This window comes from Mesorhizobium sp. M2A.F.Ca.ET.037.01.1.1 (assembly GCF_003998075.1).
Taxonomy (GTDB): Bacteria; Pseudomonadota; Alphaproteobacteria; order Rhizobiales; family Rhizobiaceae; genus Mesorhizobium.
This window is the reverse complement of sequence record NZ_RZSA01000975.1, coordinates 1-2,388: the sequence shown is the minus strand read 5'-3', so window position 1 is coordinate 2,388 and position 2,388 is coordinate 1. Positions and strand designations below refer to the sequence as shown.

The following is a 2,388-nucleotide window of genomic DNA, read 5'->3' as shown; positions in this document are numbered from 1 at the left end:
AGGTAGGGGTGTGAGGCCGGCGCCTTCTCGGTCGACGCCATGATGAGGCCGGCAGCGGCGGCAGCGGCGGCATTGAGAGCGGCCCGCTCTTCCTCGCGCTGGCGTTGGGTGTCTGCCATCCGCTGTTTCAGGGCGGCGCGTTCCGCTGGCGTCATGCTGGACGGTCGCTTTTCCGTCCACGTATCTTGCACGCCGGTTTGCAGATCGCCGAAGGCGCCCGAGGCCGGGGTGTCCAGATGCAGCACATACCAAACGTGTTGGTTCCTGGCCTTTTTCTTTCCCTGGGCATTGGCGCGATGCACCTTGCCATCGGCTATCGGATGCGATGCCCCGCGCGAGTTGGCGGTGTCCATGTGGACACCCGCCGAGCGCATGGCTTCGAGGAATTCAAGGATTTTCTGCTCACTGTCCGCCACGGTATGCCTTGAAACTTTCTAGCGCGTCCGCTTCACTTTTGATGATCGCGCCGATGCCCCCGGCATCAGCGATGAAACCCGCGAAATGGGCTTGTTCCTTAGAAGGCCGCCCCGTCCCGTCTTTCACTTCCCAAGAGCCGAACACCGCGACGCGGCGGCCCACCATATCGGGGGTGATGACGATTGACTTGAGCCCGATGATATCGCCGGACCCAGGGCATAGACCCGCCTTGATCGGGTAGGCGTTGAGCACGACTCGCTCGCCACCTCGAGCAACGTACCGCTCGCCGGGCGACAATGAAAAGGATTTGCCCGCCCACCCCGAGGCCGTGGTGTTTCTCCACACCGTAGCCCCCGCCTTTGACAGGGCGATAAGGCAACGGTTCATAAGCGCGGTGCTGGCATTCATAGCAGCGCCGCCATGGGCTTAAACGCCTCGCCCGGTTCGGCTGGCTTCCATTTGTCAAAGTCCGCCTCGACCTGGCCGTAGTTGACCGGGTGAGCGGCGCGAAGGTTGAGCGGCGAGCGGCCGGGAATGTAGCGCCCGCGTTCTTCGGCCGGGGCGAGCCAACGCATATCAAGCCAGCGCTTCCGATCAATCTTGAGGTGCCTGAAATCGCCAGGGGTAACGAAGCCCCGCCGTTCCAAGACAATACAAATCTTGATCGCCTTAATCTTCCATTCGGATAGCTGCGAAGGCCCCGAGGCCCCGGCCGCGACGTCCGGCACATAGTCCGGCACCTTGCACCGTTCAGAGGGGCAGTGGTCGGCCCACTCTTCGCGCCATTCATAGCCACCAAGCTTCGGCAGTTCCGGCGAGAAGACAGGCTTTTCGTTGCGATGGGCGCGCCTGTAGCTGATCCCGTATCGCTCGGCGAATGCTTTTTCCTCTTCGTCCCGCGAGGCCTGGCTTTGCACCTCAACCACGGCGATGCCGAGGTATTGAGCAATCGCTTTCATTTCCACACCGGCGGCGCCGGAAGGCACCAAGGCCGCGCGGAAGTCCGGGGCGGCGCGCTCACCATTGCCCCGGCCCGCGTACAGGCCTTCGGCGGCCTGCAACAGCACCTTGGCGTTGAGGGTCATTTTTGCCTCAACGCCGATTTGGGCGCCATCTGCCTGGCGCACCAAGAGGATGTCGAAACCGGCGGTTTCCGCGTACGCGGTCCAGCCGTCCGGCAGGCCGGAAATGAAGGCGGCGCAAAGCGCGGCCTCATTCTCAAAAATGGACTTGACCTTAGCCATTGGTGGTCGCCGGCTTCTGCCGCTCGCACACGTCGGCGTAATGGCGCAAGACCTCGCCGGCAGCGGCGGCGCCGTACCATTCGACAAGCTTCACCGCCAGGGTGTCCAGCACGCCGAAGGCGGCGGCGTCCGCCGGCAGGCCGTCACGGACATGGGCAGCGAGCACGCCAGCGATGGCGACGCGGCCTCCGTTGCGCACGGTGTTAAACTTGATCGCTTCAAGCTGCGTCATCTGGCCGGTTTTGATGTAGTCGGAATAAGAGCGGGGCATTGCTTCACCTTTCATCGAACGTATCGGGTTTGGGATTTCGCCATTCGGGCGGCGTGAACGTGCTTCGCCCACCCGTGGGGGTTCTTCATGCCGCGCATCTTTCCGAGCGCGACGAGGTCTTCGAACGACTTGGCCTGGCTTTGCTCGCGCTTCGCCTCGACCCGCTTGGTGCGGTCAATTTCGGCCAGTTCACCGGCAAGTTCCTGCACGGTGCGGCCCATCGTCGGATAAACGTGATCGCATTGCGGACAGGTCGGCGCGGGCTGATGGACGCGGTAACAGTTCGGGCACTGGCGGGTCGTAACCGCCGGCTCGTCGTCTTCGTCATCCTTCGCCCGCTTCTTTTTCCGATGGCCCTCAAGGGTCCATTCGCGGTCGTCATCCGGCAGGCCGTGGCCGCGCCCGCCCTGGTCTTTCGGAATGCTGTTGCCGGCGTGGTCGAGGATGAGCGCGAAC

Annotated in this window: 5 protein-coding genes; 1 reads left to right on the top strand and 4 read right to left on the bottom strand. The window is 63.3% G+C overall.

Annotation, left to right across the window (positions count from 1 at the left end):
* From EOA27_RS32160 to EOA27_RS32145, 4 genes are all read right to left on the bottom strand, one after another.
* The coding region (locus tag EOA27_RS32160; RefSeq protein WP_210214187.1) for a hypothetical protein at nt 1-416 on the bottom strand (416 nt) is incomplete at its 3' end.
* Nucleotides 403-669, bottom strand: coding sequence for a hypothetical protein (locus tag EOA27_RS32155; protein WP_127258219.1), 267 nt, complete (start codon nt 667-669; stop codon nt 403-405). The genes EOA27_RS32155 and EOA27_RS32160, both read right to left, overlap by 14 nt.
* Before the next feature lie 152 nt (nt 670-821).
* The gene (locus tag EOA27_RS32150) at nt 822-1,661 is read right to left on the bottom strand and encodes a hypothetical protein (RefSeq protein ID WP_127258216.1); all 840 of its coding nucleotides are present in this window, start codon (nt 1,659-1,661) and stop codon (nt 822-824) included.
* Nucleotides 1,654-1,932 carry a hypothetical protein gene (locus EOA27_RS32145; protein ID WP_127258213.1) on the bottom strand — a complete coding sequence of 93 codons (279 nt, stop codon included), beginning with the start codon at nt 1,930-1,932 and terminating at the stop codon, nt 1,654-1,656. The genes EOA27_RS32150 and EOA27_RS32145 overlap by 8 nt, the downstream gene beginning before the upstream one ends.
* Between EOA27_RS32145 and EOA27_RS32140 the strand changes: the two genes are divergently transcribed.
* Nucleotides 1,932-2,388, top strand: a 457-nt coding sequence (locus EOA27_RS32140) for a hypothetical protein (RefSeq protein WP_189562186.1), incomplete at its 3' end; no start/stop codon positions are given. The genes EOA27_RS32145 and EOA27_RS32140 overlap by 1 nt on opposite strands.